This window comes from Kineococcus glutinatus (assembly GCF_039542765.1).
GTDB classification, from domain to species: domain Bacteria; phylum Actinomycetota; class Actinomycetes; order Actinomycetales; family Kineococcaceae; genus Kineococcus_A; species Kineococcus_A glutinatus.
In genome coordinates this window covers 1-516 of sequence record NZ_BAABIL010000922.1, presented here as the reverse complement: position 1 = coordinate 516, position 516 = coordinate 1, and the positions used below count along the sequence as shown (strand labels likewise).

Genomic DNA, 516 nt, shown 5'->3' with positions numbered 1-516 from the left:
GCGGCCACCCCGGCCGACCTGCAGGCCGTGGCGTGCGTGTGCCGGGCCTGCCCGCGGCTGGTGGCCTGGCGTGAGCAGGTGGCCCGCGCCGGGCGGCGCGCGCACGCCGGCGAGCCCTACTGGGGCCGCCCGGTGCCCAGCCTGGGCGACGAGCGCCCGCGGGTGCTCGTCGTGGGGCTCGCACCCGCCGCGCACGGCGGCAACCGCACCGGCCGGGTGTTCACCGGGGACAGCTCCGGGGACTGGATCGTCGCGGCCCTGCACCGCGCCGGGCTGGCCTCGCAGCCGGGGTCGGTGCACGCCGCGGACGGTCTGCGGCTGGTGGGCACCCGCATCGTGGCGCCGGTGCGCTGCGCGCCGCCGGACAACCGCCCCAGCACGGCCGAGCGCGACACCTGCGCGGGGTGGCTGGACGCGGAGCTGCGCCTGGTGGCGGCCGACGTGCGGGTCGTGCTGGCGCTGGGGGCGTTCGCGTGGGCGTCGGTGCTGGGGGCGGCCCGGCGGCTGGGGTGGGCG

At 81.2% G+C, this 516-nt stretch carries 1 protein-coding gene; it reads left to right on the top strand.

What is annotated here, in order from left to right:
• Positions 1-516, top strand: a 516-nt coding sequence (locus tag ABEB16_RS22585; protein ID WP_345714384.1) for a uracil-DNA glycosylase family protein, incomplete at both ends; no start/stop codon positions are given.